Origin of the sequence: Acinetobacter sp. YH12231 (assembly GCF_013417755.1) — a bacterium.
Classification (GTDB): domain Bacteria; phylum Pseudomonadota; class Gammaproteobacteria; order Pseudomonadales; family Moraxellaceae; genus Acinetobacter; species Acinetobacter amyesii.
This window is the reverse complement of the sequence record NZ_VPDJ01000027.1, coordinates 1-16,661: the sequence shown is the minus strand read 5'-3', so window position 1 is coordinate 16,661 and position 16,661 is coordinate 1. Positions and strand designations below refer to the sequence as shown.

The window sequence follows — 16,661 nt, the reverse complement described above, 5'->3', positions numbered from 1 at the left end:
CAAAAGTGGAAGAGCAATGACAGTTCAAATCATTACAATTGATGGCCCAAGTGGCTCAGGTAAAGGAACATTGGCAGCAAAAATTGCGGCACATTATCAGTTCCACTTACTCGACTCAGGTGCGTTATATCGTCTGTTGGGATTGTCATTGCATAAGCAAGACTTAATTGATGCATTAGACTCAAAGCTCGATGAATGCGTAAAAATTGCAACAAATTTAGACATACAATTTGTGACAAATGAAGCAGGTGTTTCGGTGCTTTTAGATGGTGAAGATGTCTCAAAAGTTATCCGTACTGAGAGAGTCGGAGAGTTTGCCTCAAAAGTTGCTGCAATTCCTGCACTTAGAACTGCGCTTTTAGAACGTCAGCATGCCTTTGCCCAAGCACCTGGTTTGGTTGCAGATGGCCGTGATATGGCAACAACGATTTTTCCAAATGCCCAAGCCAAGATTTATTTAACGGCTTCTGCTCAGTCCCGTGCGGAGCGCCGTGTAAATCAGTTGCAGGCTATGGGCGTGGATGTTAAAATAAACGACATTTTAGCTAATATCGAAGCGCGTGATAAGCGAGATATGGAACGCACAGTCGCTCCACTCAAGCCTGCGCCAGATGCTTATTTCATTGATAGTTCAACTTTGAGTATTGATGAAGTATTTACGCTGATGACGAATTACATCGATCAGCAATTAGCAAACTAAAGAATTTTCAGCAGAAGCATAGCTTGATCAGTCTTATACGGACTATGTAGACGCTTAATTAAACCGGCCTTGTCTGATCCAAGACCGCTGACTTTACTAGGTATATCATGACCGAATCTTTTGCAGCCCTCTTTGAAGAAAGCGAATTAAACCTCAACGTTGAAAAGGGTGCTGTCATCCAAGGCGTTGTAGTAAATATCGACTCTGACTGGGTAACAGTTGACACTGGCCTTAAATCAGAAGGTATTGTTGACCGCGCTGAATTCTTAAATGAACAACGTGAACTTGAAGTTCAAGTTGGCGACACTGTTGACGTAGTTGTTGAAGCTCTTGACAACGGTATGGGTCAAACAGTTTTATCACGTGAAAAAGCGAAACGTGCTGAAACTTGGACTAAACTTGAAAAAATCTTTGAAGACGGCGAAATCGTTACTGGTGTTATCTCTGGTAAGGTTAAAGGCGGTTTCACTGTTGACATCGGTCCAGTTCGTGCGTTCCTTCCAGGTTCTTTAGTTGATACTCGTCCTATTCGTGATACTACTCACTTAGAAGGTAAAGAGTTAGAATTTAAAGTAATCAAACTTGATGCTAAACGTAACAACGTTGTTGTATCTCGTCGTGCTGTTATGGAAGCTGAATCTTCAGCTGACCGTGAAGCTCTTCTTGCTCAGCTTGAAGAAGGTCAAACAGTTACTGGTACTATTAAAAATCTTACTGACTACGGCGCGTTCGTTGACCTTGGCGGTATTGATGGTCTTCTTCACATCACTGACATGGCTTGGAAACGTATCAAGCACCCTTCAGAAGTTGTTGAAGTTGGTCAAGAAGTTACTGTTAAAGTACTTAAATTCGACCGCGAACGTAACCGCGTATCTTTAGGCCTTAAACAATTAGGCGAAGATCCATGGTTAGCGATCATGAACCGTTACCCTAAAGGTTCTATCGTTAAAGCTCGTGTAACTAACTTAACTGACTACGGTTGCTTCGCTGAAATCGCTGAAGGCGTTGAAGGCTTAGTACACGTTTCAGAAATGGACCACACTAACAAAAACATCCACCCATCTAAAGTTGTTCAGATCGGTGACGAAGTTGACGTTATGGTTCTTGAAGTTGATGAAGAGCGTCGTCGTATTTCTCTTGGTATCAAACAAACTCGTGCTAATCCATGGGAAGAGTTTGCTAAAGAACACGACAAAGGTGAAAAAGTTTCAGGTACGATCAAGTCAATCACTGACTTCGGTATCTTCATCGGTTTACCAGGCGGTATCGATGGTCTAGTTCACTTGTCTGACATTTCTTGGAACGAACAAGGCGAAGAAGCTATCCGTCGTTACAAGAAAGGTGACACAGTTGAAGCGGTTATCCTTTCAGTAGACGCTGAAGGCAACCGTATCAGCCTTGGCATCAAACAAATGAACAGCGATCCGTTCAACGATTTCTTAGCTGCTAACGAACGCGGTGCGCTTGTTAAAGGTACTGTAACTGCAGTTGACGCTAAAGGCGCTACTGTTAAGTTAGCTGACGAAGTTGAAGCGACTCTTAAAGCATCTGAAATCAACCGCGACCGCGTTGAAGATGCAACTAAGTTCCTTGAAGTTGGTCAAGAAGTTGAAGCTAAAATCATCAACGTAGACCGCAAATCACGTTCTATCAACTTGTCTATCAAAGCGAAAGACGAAGCTGAAGAAAAAGAAGCGGTAGCTAACTTGAACAAGACAGCTACAGCATCTTCAGACAATGGTCCTAAGACTATTGGTGATTTGATCAAAGCTCAAATGAACCACTAAGTAAGTGTTTGAATTGTATTATTAATGTAAATTAATTAATATTTTTTACACAATTACTGTAACGGTAGCGTAGTAAGTGATTATTACGCTACCGTTTTGTATTTAAACAGGTTATTATCAGGAAACTGATCCTAGGTAGCTTGATAATTAAAGAGGTCGCAGATGACTACTGAAGCACTTAATAAGTCTGACTTAATAGAGCGTATTTCTCTTAAAAACCCACACTTAGCTGAACCCTTAGTGGAAGAGGCCGTTAAGATAATGATCGATCAAATGATCGAAGCGTTATCTACAGACAACCGAATTGAAATCCGTGGTTTTGGTAGTTTTGCATTACATCACCGTGAACCACGTGTGGGTCGTAACCCAAAAACAGGTAAATCAGTAGAAGTTGCAGCAAAAGCTGTACCGCACTTTAAACCTGGTAAAGCTTTACGTGATGCGGTAAACGAATCTGCAAACTAATTCAAAACATTGTTAGGGGTGTTTATGCGTTACGTATTGGTCGTAATTCTACTGGTCCTATTTGGATACTCATTGGCTTTGGTTCTACAAAACGGAACTGAACTTTCGGTCGATTTGTTGTTTACACAAGTGCCTGCAATGCGTTTAGGGCTTTTATTGCTATTAACCTTGTCATTAGGTTTGGTGTTAGGTCTTTTATTGGCAGTGCAAGTATTTCGAGTATTTCAAAATAACTGGGAAATTAAACGTCTACGTAAAGATATTGACCGCCTACGTAAAGAGCAAATTCAAACTGCTCAACTGGCTGCTGCTGAAGCGGCTGCACATACGCGTCATGAAAAGACAGTTTTAGATATTGATGCGAATGAGCGTCCTTCTAACCCGTTATAATTGGGTTTTAGAAGTAAATTAACTACTTTTATGAGTAGATTTAAATTTTATATTTAACACTCCGGTGGATCATCGGGGTGTTTTTTTATGGGCTGAAAAAATAAAACGCTTATCTCAAATAAAATAATGAGATAGCTCAATTCAAATTAATCATTTCAAATGACATGAGTTTTATGACTTTCTGATCAAGTTGAATCCATCTATAATGCACTAATTTTGTCAAAATGAAGGGTAAGTCTCTTGAGTATCATCGTTGCACTAGATGCTAAAAGCCAATATGACGCACTTACAATTGCAGAGCAGTTAGATCCTGCATTATGTCGAGTTAAGGTTGGTAAAGAGTTATTTACCCATGAGGGTCCAAGTGTCGTTAAGGCATTGCATGATAAAGGTTTTGAAGTATTTCTAGATCTAAAATTCCACGATATTCCAAACACTACAGCGCAAGCAGTTTGTGCAGCTGCGGATATGGGTGTGTGGATGGTGAATGTTCATGCTTCAGGTGGTCGTAAAATGATGGAAACCTGTGTTGAGCGTTTAAAGACGGGTAACTATAACACTCAGCTGATTGCAGTAACGGTATTAACCTCGATGGGCCGTGAAGATCTTGCGGATTTAGGTTTAGATGTTGAACCCTTTGAACATGTGAAACGTCTTGCGACTTTAACGAAAGAAAGTGGTTTAGATGGTGTAGTGTGTTCGGCACAAGAAGCAAAAATGCTGCGTGAAACTTTGGGTGCTGACTTTGCTTTAGTGACACCGGGTATCCGTCCAGCAGGTTCTGCTGCTGATGATCAAAAACGAATTGTGACACCTAAACAAGCCATGCTTGATGGTTCTACACATTTGGTGATTGGTCGTCCGATTACCAAATCGGACAATATGCGTCAGACTTTAAAAGATATTTTGGCGACTTTGTAAGAATCCCACCCGACCTCCCTTTGAAAAAGGGAGGAGAAAGTCCCTCTTTTTTAAAGAGGGATTTAGGGAGATTAAAATCGTTAAAGCACCGCCAATATACTCACCAATATAGGTGCAAGTACAGAAAGGATAAAGCCGCTGACCATGGCATGTGGAATAAAATCATTCCCACAGGCTTGTTTGACCATAGGTAGGGTGACATCCATAGCTGTTGCGCCCGCAGATGAAATTGCAGAGCGTGGGTAACGCCAGCCAATAATATACATAAACACAATCGCAAAGATTTCTCTGAATAAATCATTCATCAACGCAATACTACCTAGATGCGCATTTTTTAATTCAGTTACGACGATACCTGTCATCGAATAGAAACCATAGCCTTGTGACAGCATAATCAAATCTTTCAAGCTGATTTGTGGCAATAGATAGGCAGCAGCAAAAGCGCCCAAAAGTGAACCGACGATACAACCGAGTGGAACAAGTAGAATTTTCCAATTTAACCAAGAGCGATCGAGCGGTGAGTAGGCGAGATCAAGCCCAATCAGAAACATGAAGACTAAAAGTAGATCCCAAGTACTAATATGTGGCTGAAGACTAAAATGTGCTGCCATTTCGGCAAAAGCATAACCTAAACCTAATGCAATAAAAGCATAGCTAATATTGATGAGTGAGCTTGTCACTAACTGCATGGACACTTTGCCATGACTGGGTTTATAGCCTAAAAGCTTAAATAAAATATAGCAGCAAATAAAAGCACCCACTGAGGTCAATAGTGCAATAAGTACTGATGAAGAAAGGATTTGCAGAGGTGCTGGAATAGTGTGTAATGTTTCAGAAAATTCGATCGCAATCGCAAATAACAAAATATAAGTAAAATACGGCAGCAGTTTAAAGGCGATTTTTTCAAGCCAAGTGGGTAGGCGACGTGCAAGAATAAAACCAAGCCCTAAACAGGCCAAGAGCTGGAAAATCAGCCAGAAAGATTGCATACAAAAATAGGCAGATAATGAATACCTGCCTATTATGACCTGTTATTGCTTAAGCTGCATGACTAGATTTTGTTTTACTAAGGAGTCGAAAATCGGCTGGATTTATTTTTCGAGTAGCGAGCCAATATTTCCATGTATAAGTCGGCCAAAGTGCAAAATTTTTACCGCCATTTTGTTGATACCAACTCACACAGCCTGATTGCCAAACTGTTCCATCAAGCATGTCTTGTACATGAGTGTTAAATTGATCTTGCACCTGATCTTTGACGGCGATGGCTTGAACATTAGATTTTGAAACCAATTGCATCATTTGTAAGATGTAATCGACTTGTGCCTCAATCATAAATACCACTGAATTATGGGCAAGCACAGTATTGGGGCCTAATAATTGGAACAGGTTTGGAAAGCCTTTGGTGCAAATGCCATAAAAGCTTTCTGCGCCAGCTTGCCAAACTTGTTTGAGTTCTTGAGCATTTTCACCAATACATTCAAATGATTTTAAATAAATTCTTGGATCGGTAATAAAGCCTGTGCCATAGATCAGACAATCGATTTCACGGGATTTTCCATCTTTGGTAATAATGGCATTTTCAGTGATTTCTTGTATTGCATCACTGACCAATTCCACATTCGGTCGATTAAACGTTGGAAAGTATTTATTAGAAATTAAAATGCGTTTACAGCCCATGATGTAGTTTGGGGTTAGTTTCTTGGCAAGTTCAGCATCTTTCACTTGATACTTAATATATAGTTCTGCCAGTTTTTGCGCATATTTCATGGTGGTTGGTTTAACAATTGGCACGACACGTGATTCGTTGGTCCAATACAGGTGAGCACGGTGAATTTTTCGAAACCAATCATATTTTTTAAATAGTGATTTTTCTAAACCATGATAACTACGCTCATCTCGTGGAATGACCCAAGCCGCTGTACGCTGAAAAACATACAGTTGCTTTGTTTGTGGTGCGATTTCAGGAATGTATTGGATGGCACTGCCGCCTGTACCAATAGATGCGACTTTTTTACCTTCTAATGGATATTGATGATCCTATTGCGAAGAATGGAACACTTTACCCTTAAATTTTTCAATGCCTGGAATATGTGGAATTTGTGGGACATGTAACGGGCCAGATGCAAAAATCACATATTGAGCGGTAATTTTAACGCCATCTTTGAGTTCTAAATGCCAGTCACAGGTTGATTCATTGTATTGGCTTGAAAGCACTTCACTGTTAAAGCGACAGAATTGTTTTAAATTATATTCACGGGTGACCTGTTGGATATAGTCAAATATTTCCGGCGCTTCGGCGTAACGCTTTGACCAATCTGTTTTGGGTGCAAAAGAAAGTGAATACATATGTGATTGCACATCGCAGGCAGCGCCAGGGTAGCGGTTTTCACGCCAGGTTCCACCAAAATCATTGGCTTTTTCGAGGATTAGAAAATTTTGATTACCTTGTTGTAAAAGTCGTATCGCCATAGCAATGCCACCAAAACCGCCGCCGATGATGGCGATTTGCGTATGAATTTCCGAATTGGCTTTTGGGGTTTGCACTGTTTTTGTTTGCGCTTCCTGCATCATTTTTTTAATTCCAAGCGAGATTACAAACTAAGCATACTTGAGTTCATGATCAGAACAATATGATTGAGATGACAGAAAAATTGATCGAAACGGCAATGTTCATAATTGCAAATTTGTAGTAAAAAAGAAGAAATTTAATGTCATTTTACGATTTATGAAACGATCCATTCTAAGCCTGATGTATCTTGTACAAGGAATGCGTAAAGCAGGCGTAGATGTCGATCAACGTTTGCAAACTATCGGGCTGCGTGTCGATGCACTCGATCCTACTTCGGTGATTCATCCGAGTTTGGAGTGGGATGTACTGAAAGTCATTGGTAAAGATGTAGAACCTGAGCAAGGGTTATTTATTGGTCAGCATTATACGTTGGCGGGTTATGGTCCGTTGCTGATGTTATTGGTCACCAGTGATACTTTACGCCAAGCTTTAAATCAGGGGATTCGCTTTCAACAGTTGACACATCTAACTGGGCGTTTGAGTTTGCAAATCAGTCAGCATAAAGTGGCCTTATGTTATCAACCCCAAGATGTGTATGCACCACTGGGTGCATTATTGGCACAGTCGGAAATTTCTGGAACGTATAAATTCATCCGCGATCTTTACAAAATGATGGGGTTATCGACACCACAAGTTCAAATTGATTTGCCGTTCGCTGAACCCAAAGATCCTGAAAAATTAAAAATGTTTACTGATTATTATGGCTCTCAAGTTCGATTTGGTGCGCCATTTGCGGCATTTTGGTTCGATGAAGATGTTTTAGATATTCGGATCCCTTCCGCAGATATTATTACTTTTCGATTATATGAGTCGAAATGTATTGCGGAGTTAGAACGTTTAAGCGCCGATGAAGATGCGCCATCATTGGTTCAGCGTGTCCAAGATTATTTGGAATTACAAAGTGGTGCGATGCCAAGTATGGCAGCAACTGCTCAAGCGTTGAACTTGCCTGAAAGAACTTTGCGTCATCAACTGCAACAGTTAAATACCAGTTATAAGCAAATTCGTGAAGATATTATTAAAGATAAAGCACTCCGTATGATTGAATATAATGAATATTCAATTGAAATGATTGCAGAATTGCTGGGCTATTCAGAACCTGCGGCGTTTAATCATGCGTTTAAACGTTGGTTTGGGCATAGTCCGAGACAATATAATAAATAGCCAATGCGCTTTACTGCCAAAGTGTTATATCTTCGAGTTTATTCTTCGTTATAATTCATTTAGCCCAAAAAAGTATTTAATGATATGTCAGATTTTCAGTCACCACACAACACCGCATTTACTCCGATTTCACCGGCTGAGCGTTATGCTCAAGCCTTAGCATCTGGTCAGTTTTTACCAGATCAGGAACAGGCGCAAGCGGTGCATGAGTTGGATCGAGTTTGGCAAGAATTAATCCAACGTTTTAAGGCTTCTAAAAAAGCGTTTCGTCGTTTCCGTCGTCAAACTGCACCGAAAGGGGTGTATATGTGGGGCGGTGTAGGACGTGGTAAAACGTGGCTGATGGATCAGTTTTATGATTCTGTGCCATTTCGACGCAAAACACGTATGCATTTCCATCACTTTATGCAGTACGTACACCGTGAATTAAATAAGCTTTCAGGTCAGCGTAATCCACTCGACCTAGTTGCAGATCAAATTTATAAAGAAGCGGTCGTGATCTGCTTCGATGAATTTTTTGTATCCAATGTCACGGATGCGATGATTTTGAGCGATCTATTCCAAAAATTATTTACGCGTGGCATCACTCTTGTTGCAACATCTAACATTGCACCCGATGGCTTATATAAAAACGGGATTCATCGTGACCGTTTTATCCCAACCATTGAAATGGTGAAAAAGAACTGTGTGATTTTAAACGTAGACTCAGGCGTAGATTATCGTTTACGTGTATTGAAACAAGCGCAGTTGTTTAAGTCGCCTTTAACACATGAACATAAGTTGTGGATGGCACAGCGTTTTACAGCATTAACGCAAACCCAAACGGTTTCACAAGAGCCAATTATTATTAATCAGCGTATTGTGGAAACCATTGGTCATACGGAAGATGTGCTGTGGTGTGAATATTCTGAGCTTTGTCTAAAACCACGTAGCCCAGCGGACTTTATTGAAATTGCCAATATTTATAATACAGTCTTGGTGAGTAATGTGCCGCACATGACCGATTATTTGTCTGAAGGGACACGTCGTTTTATCTACTTGGTTGATGAATTTTATGACCGTGGGGTGAAGTTGTTGCTTACTTCAGAAGATACGATTATTGAATTATATCAAGGTGAAAAATTGGCATTTGAAATTGAGCGTACACGTTCGCGCTTATTGGAAATGCAATCTGATGATTATCTACATACCTCTCACCGTCAAATCAATTCACCAGAATCTACCGCAGAAAATTAAGCGTTTTTGTTGGAATAAAAAAAGAACGTCTTAATGGCGTTCTTTTTTTTGATTTTTTGTTTTAGATAACATGTATAAATTAAGAAAAGCTGTGGAACGAACAATAGAAGTTAAAGCCAAGTCTCAAGATAAAAGCATCATTTAATAAGAAGCTAGGCTGAATAATAATTCATCGATAAAAGCGTTAAATTTAAACTGATTGGTTGAAGTTGTAGCATCGACATTGGCAGCATTTCATGGCTTAATCGAGTGAGTTTGTTTGAGGCTTGGGTCTATTTGTTCAGTTTTAGAACAAAATTCTGCACTTAAGTCTAATTTCGACATTTCAAAAACTTTATACACTGTAAAAAGGTATTCAGGCTGATGATGACGTCGTATTTCTGATCTTTATTATGTTGAATGATGAGGGTATTTCATTACATAGAAAATGATCATTATTTAGGAATGTGATAGTACTATTCAGCAAAGTATAAATGGGTATACTAGAATCTCTTGTTATAAAAAATAGCAATATCAGGAAAGACAATGACTGCACGTATTCAAAAAGGCAAGTTAGCGATTGCTAAAGAACTTTACGATTTCATCGAAAATGAAGCACTACCGGGTTCAGGTTTAGACAGTGAAACTTACTGGAAAAACTTTGAACAAGTCGTTGTCGATCTTAGCCCAAAGAATAAAGCACTATTGGCTAAGCGTGACGACATTCAAGCTAAAATTGATGAATGGCACCGCAACAACAAATTTGAACTCGAAGCTTACAAAGCTTTCCTTACTGAAATTGGCTACTTATTACCAGAAGTAGAAGATTTCCAAATCAGCACAGAAAATGTAGACGAAGAAATCGCATTATTGGCTGGTGCGCAATTGGTAGTACCTGTGCGTAATGCACGTTACTGCTTAAACGCTGCGAACGCACGTTGGGGTTCACTCTACGATGCTCTTTACGGTTTTGACGTGATCTCTGAAGAAGGCGGCGCGGAAAAAGGTAAGGGCTATAACCCAGCTCGTGGCGCAAAAGTTATCGAATTTGCTAAAAACTTCTTAAATGAAACTTTCCCGTTAGCAAATGGTTCGCATGCAGATGCAACTAAATATGCGGTAGAAGGCAAAAAGTTAGTTGTAAGCCTAAAAGATGGCTCAACTGCAACTTTAGCGAAAGAAGCTCAGTTTGTTGGTTTTAATGGTGACGAAGCTGCACCAACTGAAATCGTACTTTTAAACAATGGTTTACATGTAATCATTGAAGTTGATGCGACGAGCCCAATTGGTTCAACAGATGCTGCTGGCGTGAAAGACTTAGTTCTTGAAGCTGCGGTAACGACAATTCAAGACTTGGAAGACTCAATTGCAGCAGTTGATGCTGAAGAGAAAGTTGAAGGCTACCGTAACTGGTTAGGCTTAATGAAAGGTACGCTTTCTGAATCTATCGAGAAAAATGGTAAAACCGTTACTCGTACATTAAATAAAGACCGTACGCACAAAAACTTGATCGGTGGTGAAACTACACTTCACGGTCGTTCATTGATGTTACTTCGTAACGTGGGTCATTTGATGACAAACCCTGCGATCCTTGTAGATGGTGCTGAAATCTACGAAGGTATTATGGATGCATTGATCACACCGTTATTGACGTTTGCAGACATTAAAGGCGAAAACGAAAACAAGAACTCTCGTAAAGGTTCTATGTACATCGTGAAGCCAAAAATGCACGGTCCAGAAGAAGTTGCATTTGCAGTTGAATTATTTGAGCGTGCTGAACAAGCGCTTGGTTTGCCTGCGAAGACTTTGAAAATCGGTATCATGGACGAAGAACGTCGTACCTCTGTGAACTTGAAAAACTGTATCGCGCAAGCGAAAGATCGCACGATTTTTATTAATACAGGTTTCATGGACCGTACGGGTGACGAAATTCATACGTTCATGGAAGCAGGTCCATTCGTTCGTAAAGGCGAAGTGAAGTCTCAAATCTGGTTCCCAGCGTATGAAAACCGTAACGTGATGATCGGTCTACAAGCAGGCTTACGTGGTAAAGCGCAAATCGGTAAAGGCATGTGGCCAAAACCAGATATGTTGCTTGATATGTACAAAACTAAGATTGAGCATCCAGAAGCTGGCGCAAGCTGTGCATGGGTTCCGTCTCCATCTGGTGCTGTTATTCACGCGATTCACTACCATCAGTGCAATGTTTCTGAGCGTCAAAAAGAGTTGTTGAATACTCAACCGCTATCTTTAGATGACTTGTTAACACCGCCTTTAGCGACAGATACAAACTGGTCTGAAGAAGAGAAAACCAAAGAACTCGAAAATAACCTTCAAGGTATCTTGGGTTATGTAGTTCGTTGGGTTGATTTGGGTGTAGGTTGTTCAAAAGTTCTAGACATCAACAACGTTGGTTTGATGGAAGACCGTGCAACTTTACGTATTTCTTCTCAACACGTTGCAAACTGGCTGCGTCACGGTATCGTAACTGCTGAACAAGTTGAAGAAGTATTTAAGCGCATGGCGAAAGTTGTGGATGAGCAAAATGCCAACGATCCACTTTACACACCAATGGCACCAAGCTTTGATGGTTATGCATACAAAGCTGCTTATGACTTAGTATTCAAAGGTGGCGAGCAGCCTTCTGGTTATACAGAGCCGCTTCTTCATGCTTACCGTTTAAAATTAAAAGGTTATACAGGTGACTAATCTGTAAATCAAAAAAAGCCTCTTCGGAGGCTTTTTTTATTGCTTGAGAAAGTTAGAATGTCGACATAAAAAATGAAAAGGAAACGCCATGTATTTATGGAATGTAAATCGGTTGGTGGATGATATACGACTGAATAAAGTCTCTGAAACCCATTATAAAAACTACTATATTGCCAGCTCAATATTGATTTTCTTTAGCTACTTAGCACTGACCTTAACCCCAGAATCCAAACCTACAGAAGCTTGGGCTTCGTTTGTTTTACAAGTTGGTCTACTGATCAGCTGGGTGAATGCCATATTTAAAGCCAATGGCGGCGAGCAAGGCCGAGATTTTTTAAAGCGCTTTATTGCATTGTATCTGCCGGTGACGATTCAGAGTTTAGTCCTGTTTATCTTGATCGCTGTGGTTGTCGAAGGGCTGTTACCTATGTTGACCCTAAACATGGAGGAGGCTGCACTTGAGCAACTCACCACAGTTAAAGACCTGAGTTTTGAAGTCATTATTAGCTGTTATATTTATTGGCGAATCTATAAAGCGATGCGGCAGATTCATCAGCCGGTTTAGATTAAAGGGCTGCACCCGAAATTATTTCTTAAAGTTTCATCCTGTTTTTCTCATAGCTTTTCGATGCTGAAGCCTTTACATTGGAATGAATGATAAAAATGGGATAGAAGCGATGTCAACATATACCGCATTAGATTTGCAATATATTGGTGGGCAGTGGCGGGCAGGGACGTCAACCCGCCACATCAAAAATATCAATCCTTTTAGCCAAGCAGAGATTTTTGAATTGCAGGCAGCCAGCAGTGTCGATGTAGACAGTGCCTATAGTGCGGCAGAAGCTGCCTTTAAATTAGAAATGACCAAGTCTATTAAAGTACGTCAGCAAGTTATCAACAAATTAGCTCAAACCATTCAGCAACGCAGAGAAGAAATTATTCAATGGCTGATAGATGAATCTGGGAGTACACGTTTAAAAGCCAATATTGAAGTTGATGCTGCGCTCGGCATTATCCAAGAATCGTTGTGTTTTCCTGAAAAAATGCAAACTATGAAGCTAGAGAGTAAAGACCCTAGCCGCAAGAGTTTTGTACTGCGCAAACCCTTGGGAGTCATAGCAGTGATTAGCCCTTGGAATTTTCCATTTCATTTGTCGATGCGTTCTGTGGTGACTGCGATTGCTTGCGGCAATAGTGTGGTGCTGAAGCCTGCAAGTGACACGCCAGTCACAGGTGGAACGTTGCTCGGAAAGTTATTTGAAGAAGCGGGTTTACCGCATGGTGTGTTAAATGTCGTTGCAGGCAGCGGCAGTGAAATTGGCGACTATTTTGTAGAGCATCCTGTACCTAAATTGATTTCATTTACAGGTTCAACTGAAGTGGGTCAACAGGTGGGGGGGAAAGCGCTAGGAAGTTCACGGATTAAGCGTTTAGCGCTGGAACTTGGCGGCAATGCGCCTTTGGTCATTTTAGATGATGCAGATTTAAATTTAGCCGTTGAACTGACCGTGATGGGGCGTTTTTTGCATCAAGGACAAATTTGCATGAGTACCAATCGAGTGATTGTGGATGAATCCTTGCACGATGCTTATGTTGAAAAATTAATTAAACGGGTAAAAAGCATTGTGGTCGGTGATCCGAATGATGCTGAAACCCTGATAGGGCCCATTATCAATAAGTCGCAAATCGATAAATTAAAAACTATTATTCAAAATGCCATTCAGCAAGATGCAATTTTAGCCTACGCGGGGGGTATTGAAGGTCAATTGGTTGCACCGCATATTTTCACCCATGTGGATGCACACGCTGATATTGCATTGGAAGAAAGCTTTGGGCCAATCTTGCCGATTTTAAAAGCGCGAGATGAAGCACATGCACTAGAATTGGCGAATTCAACCCGATTTGGTTTATCGAGTGCGGTATGTACGTCAAACTTAGCGCGCGGCGGAGAGTTTGCTGCCAAACTCGATATAGGCATGACGCATATCAATGGCATCAGTGTGGCGGATCATTCTAATGCACCCTTTGGTGGTGAACGTAATTCAGGCCTTGGCCGTTTTAATGGTGAGTGGATATTTGAGGAATTTACCCGCACCCATTGGCAGACTTTCCCCGCTTAAAATACACAAAATGAAGTCTATTTTATCTTGTGCAATAGACTTCACAACAGGTTCTGTTGCGCAGGAGCAGGACCTCTCTAGTTTATTTCCATGAAATATCAGGAAGTATATAGTCCCAAAAACGACTCCAACGTGTTTTGTAATACAGAAAAGCGCCAATATCCTGACTTGAACAATTATTCTGATAGTACATTTGCTGATTCATCAACAGCATAGGCTTACGTTGCAAGGTCGTTATATACAGCTTTACCTGCACTTTATAATTGTAGATTGAATAATTAGAAGAAATAGTCTCGGTTTTCATTTTTTGGATATTGTTAATATACACATCAAACTTCAAGCCATTTTTGTAATCCGTTGCCTCATGAATTGTTCGATCTTCGATTGGAATAACCGGATTGTTATCACTAAACGCTAAATATGCATTATGTTTTTGTTTTCCTTGTTGATAATTAAACTGAATAGCTGAATTTGCAGTGGTGAAATAGGGGGAGCGCATCCAGAGGATTGATCTTAAAAGTGCCTGTACAATCTGTCCTGACACGGCCTTCATCTGCGTTCACTGTAAACCAGTCAAATTGATCTTCTAATTCTGTCGTGTGGGCTTCATCTGCGTCAGGAAGAATCACGCCAAATTGATCTCGTTGTCTTTGCTGATTTTGCATCAAGCGATAACTATTTTGAGCATGTTTTGCAAAACGGATTTCAGGAAACATTTCTGGAGATGTAATTTTAAAGTCAGAGACATTGATCATTTCACCATAGGGCAGGATGACTAATGAGAATTGCTGCTCTTGGGTGTTGGGAAGATTTTTGACCGTGACCCAATGATGTGTACTGATCATTTGCTGATTGCGAAAATGCTTATATTGAATGCGGTATTTGCCTGCAGGGATCTCGATTTCATTGATCAGGCTTTGTTTAAATGGATATTCATTGAGATAGAGCGCGTCGAGACTAAAAGGTAGAAATGAAACGGTATGTACAGAAACTTTTGCTGCTTTGCAGTTGGATATAGACTTAAACTGAGAATTAAAACGATAAAGCGACTTCGGTCTAGATTTTTCATTTATTATAAAGATTGAATTTTTGCGGATTATGGCAAATATGTGTGCCAATTTCAAACCGATTACCTTAGCGCAATTAAAGTCGCAAAACTTGCCTGAAATCAGTTTTGAATATCCTGAGGAAGTCTATCCAAATTATGATTTGCCGCTGCTCTTTAAGTCTGAGCAAGGGCTAGAGTGGCGAAAAGTGGGTTTTGGCATGGTGCCTAAATGGGCCGAAGACAAATCTATTGCACTAAAAACCTATAATGCCCGAAATGAAACTTTGTATCAAAAGCCGTCTTTTATCAATGCGATCTCAAAATGTAAGTTTGGCGTAATTCCAGTGTCTGAATTTTATGAGTCTATGTATATCGACAATAAACCGCAGCGTTGGAGTGTTAAACGCAAAGATGGAGAAGCGTTTTATATCGCTGCCTTATATGACATTTGTCGGCAAGGTGATGAGATTGTACGTTCTGCAACCATGATTACGATGGATGCTATCGATCATGAAATGATGAAACACTTTCATGAGCCAGGAAATATAAAACGCTCGGTGATTGTGATTCCGCATGCGCGATTAGAGGAATGGTTAAGCTGGAAATCACCCAATATCCAAAGTTTTGTACAGGGTTTTCCCGTTGATGAATTTGAATGCGCGCATGCACCTAAAATAAAAATCGAAAAAATCAGTCCCCAACTGAACTTTTTCGATTAATACTTCGGTGATGCAGAATGCTTAGCGCGCTAAGTTTTTGAAGATGTGCTTTAAGCTTTCCATGGTTTTTTCAATTTGTAGCGGTGTTAAGCCTTCAAAAGATTGCTCGAGAACGACATTCGTTAGATCGTTAATCTTCTGCGTCATTGCAGTGCCTTTATCGGTTAACACGACGCGGGTAATACGCGCATCATCTTCACAAGAATAGGTATCTACTAAGCCTTCATCTTTTAAGCGATAAACAATTTTGGTTGTCGTCGACATTTTAGACACGACCATTTCAGATAAATCCGAAACGCTCGCATGTGGCTTAGACTTGAGTGCGAGAAGGATACGGCGACGTGAATTATCAACACCATATTTTTTCAACGCATGGTCAACGTTTAAAACGTATTGAGCATGAACCTGAGTGACCCAGTAGAAAGGAAAATTTTCTAAGCTAAAGTCATCGGTGGATGGTAAAAATTTTGAATACTTTTTTGTCATAAAGGAGTCCCCTGAATATTTGTTTTAATTTTATTTAATGTTTTAACATTCTATTGAAAAATAGAGGGTAATAGCAAGAGTTCACAATAAAAAAATAGAAAGTAGAAGATATCTCATTTTTAGATTATCTTAATAGATTATATTGATATTCTGTCCAAGCGATTAAAAAAGAATAAAAGTAATTTTTGCTATAGAGAGATAGTGTAGTGAAAATAAATAAGTTTTTAATTCAAATTGAATATTAGGGTCTGTTGACATTTGTTGATTAAAAAAATAGCGAGATAGTAAAATTAAATCGCCAAACCCAATTTTACACTCGCTATGCCTCGAACAATGCTAAATGATCAACACTGGTCCAAGTTACTTGC

Annotated in this window: 15 protein-coding genes and 1 pseudogene; 11 read left to right on the top strand and 5 right to left on the bottom strand. The window is 40.1% G+C overall.

The window, feature by feature from the left end:
* Nucleotides 1–16 precede the first annotated feature (16 nt).
* The 5 genes from cmk to pyrF all read left to right on the top strand — a co-directional run bounded on the left by cmk (nucleotide 17) and on the right by pyrF (nucleotide 4,263).
* On the top strand, nucleotides 17–700 hold the full coding sequence (gene cmk / locus FTV11_RS14545) for a (d)CMP kinase (RefSeq protein WP_168378902.1): 684 nt from the start codon (nucleotides 17–19) through the stop codon (nucleotides 698–700).
* 107 nt (nucleotides 701–807) lie between these two features.
* A complete protein-coding gene (gene rpsA / locus FTV11_RS14540; protein WP_168378903.1) occupies nucleotides 808–2,487 on the top strand; it encodes a 30S ribosomal protein S1 in 1,680 nt (559 codons plus the stop codon).
* A 162-nt stretch (nucleotides 2,488–2,649) separates the two neighbouring features.
* Nucleotides 2,650–2,952 (top strand): integration host factor subunit beta, encoded by a 303-nt coding sequence (locus tag FTV11_RS14535; RefSeq protein WP_067767464.1) that lies wholly within the window; start codon nucleotides 2,650–2,652, stop codon nucleotides 2,950–2,952.
* 24 nt (nucleotides 2,953–2,976) lie between these two features.
* Nucleotides 2,977–3,342, top strand: a complete 366-nt coding sequence (locus FTV11_RS14530; RefSeq protein ID WP_078188931.1) for a lipopolysaccharide assembly protein LapA domain-containing protein — start codon at nucleotides 2,977–2,979, stop codon at nucleotides 3,340–3,342.
* 240 nt (nucleotides 3,343–3,582) lie between these two features.
* Nucleotides 3,583–4,263: an orotidine-5'-phosphate decarboxylase gene (pyrF, locus tag FTV11_RS14525; RefSeq protein WP_180007332.1), complete on the top strand. Its 681-nt coding sequence runs from the start codon at nucleotides 3,583–3,585 to the stop codon at nucleotides 4,261–4,263.
* A gap of 80 nt (nucleotides 4,264–4,343) precedes the next feature.
* Here the strand turns inward: pyrF and FTV11_RS14520 are convergent, their stop codons facing one another.
* Both FTV11_RS14520 and FTV11_RS14515 read right to left on the bottom strand, forming a co-directional pair.
* Nucleotides 4,344–5,252 (bottom strand): lysine exporter LysO family protein, encoded by a 909-nt coding sequence (locus FTV11_RS14520; protein WP_180007331.1) that lies wholly within the window; start codon nucleotides 5,250–5,252, stop codon nucleotides 4,344–4,346.
* A gap of 49 nt (nucleotides 5,253–5,301) precedes the next feature.
* A pseudogene (locus tag FTV11_RS14515) lies at nucleotides 5,302–6,831 on the bottom strand (flavin-containing monooxygenase).
* 157 nt (nucleotides 6,832–6,988) lie between these two features.
* Here FTV11_RS14515 and FTV11_RS14510 point away from each other — a divergent pair.
* From FTV11_RS14510 to FTV11_RS14490, 5 genes are all read left to right on the top strand, one after another.
* Complete coding sequence (locus tag FTV11_RS14510; RefSeq protein WP_111885051.1) at nucleotides 6,989–7,996, top strand: AraC family transcriptional regulator; 1,008 nt, start codon at nucleotides 6,989–6,991, stop codon at nucleotides 7,994–7,996.
* 84 nt (nucleotides 7,997–8,080) lie between these two features.
* Nucleotides 8,081–9,232: a cell division protein ZapE gene (gene zapE / locus FTV11_RS14505; protein WP_180074246.1), complete on the top strand. Its 1,152-nt coding sequence runs from the start codon at nucleotides 8,081–8,083 to the stop codon at nucleotides 9,230–9,232.
* Nucleotides 9,233–9,757: 525 nt separating this feature from the next.
* Nucleotides 9,758–11,920, top strand: a complete 2,163-nt coding sequence (locus FTV11_RS14500) for a malate synthase G (protein WP_168378907.1) — start codon at nucleotides 9,758–9,760, stop codon at nucleotides 11,918–11,920.
* Between the two features lie 88 nt (nucleotides 11,921–12,008).
* Complete coding sequence (locus FTV11_RS14495) at nucleotides 12,009–12,485, top strand: hypothetical protein (protein ID WP_111885048.1); 477 nt, start codon at nucleotides 12,009–12,011, stop codon at nucleotides 12,483–12,485.
* 112 nt (nucleotides 12,486–12,597) lie between these two features.
* Nucleotides 12,598–14,040, top strand: a complete 1,443-nt coding sequence (locus FTV11_RS14490) for an aldehyde dehydrogenase family protein (protein ID WP_180074244.1) — start codon at nucleotides 12,598–12,600, stop codon at nucleotides 14,038–14,040.
* 82 nt (nucleotides 14,041–14,122) lie between these two features.
* Here the strand turns inward: FTV11_RS14490 and FTV11_RS14485 are convergent, their stop codons facing one another.
* Together FTV11_RS14485 and FTV11_RS14480 are read right to left on the bottom strand one after the other, a co-directional pair.
* Nucleotides 14,123–14,539, bottom strand: coding sequence for a hypothetical protein (locus tag FTV11_RS14485; RefSeq protein WP_180074242.1), 417 nt, complete (start codon nucleotides 14,537–14,539; stop codon nucleotides 14,123–14,125).
* Entirely contained in the window at nucleotides 14,493–14,885 is a 393-nt protein-coding gene (locus FTV11_RS14480) for a hypothetical protein (protein ID WP_180074240.1), read from the bottom strand. Before FTV11_RS14480 ends, FTV11_RS14485 begins: the two co-directional genes overlap by 47 nt.
* Nucleotides 14,886–15,147: 262 nt before the next feature.
* On the opposite strand from FTV11_RS14480, the gene FTV11_RS14475 reads away from it, so the two are divergent.
* Nucleotides 15,148–15,807 (top strand): SOS response-associated peptidase family protein, encoded by a 660-nt coding sequence (locus FTV11_RS14475; RefSeq protein WP_180007386.1) that lies wholly within the window; start codon nucleotides 15,148–15,150, stop codon nucleotides 15,805–15,807.
* Between the two features lie 21 nt (nucleotides 15,808–15,828).
* Here the strand turns inward: FTV11_RS14475 and FTV11_RS14470 are convergent, their stop codons facing one another.
* Entirely contained in the window at nucleotides 15,829–16,293 is a 465-nt protein-coding gene (locus FTV11_RS14470) for a MarR family winged helix-turn-helix transcriptional regulator (RefSeq protein ID WP_180003047.1), read from the bottom strand.
* Between the last annotated feature and the right edge of the window lie 368 nt (nucleotides 16,294–16,661).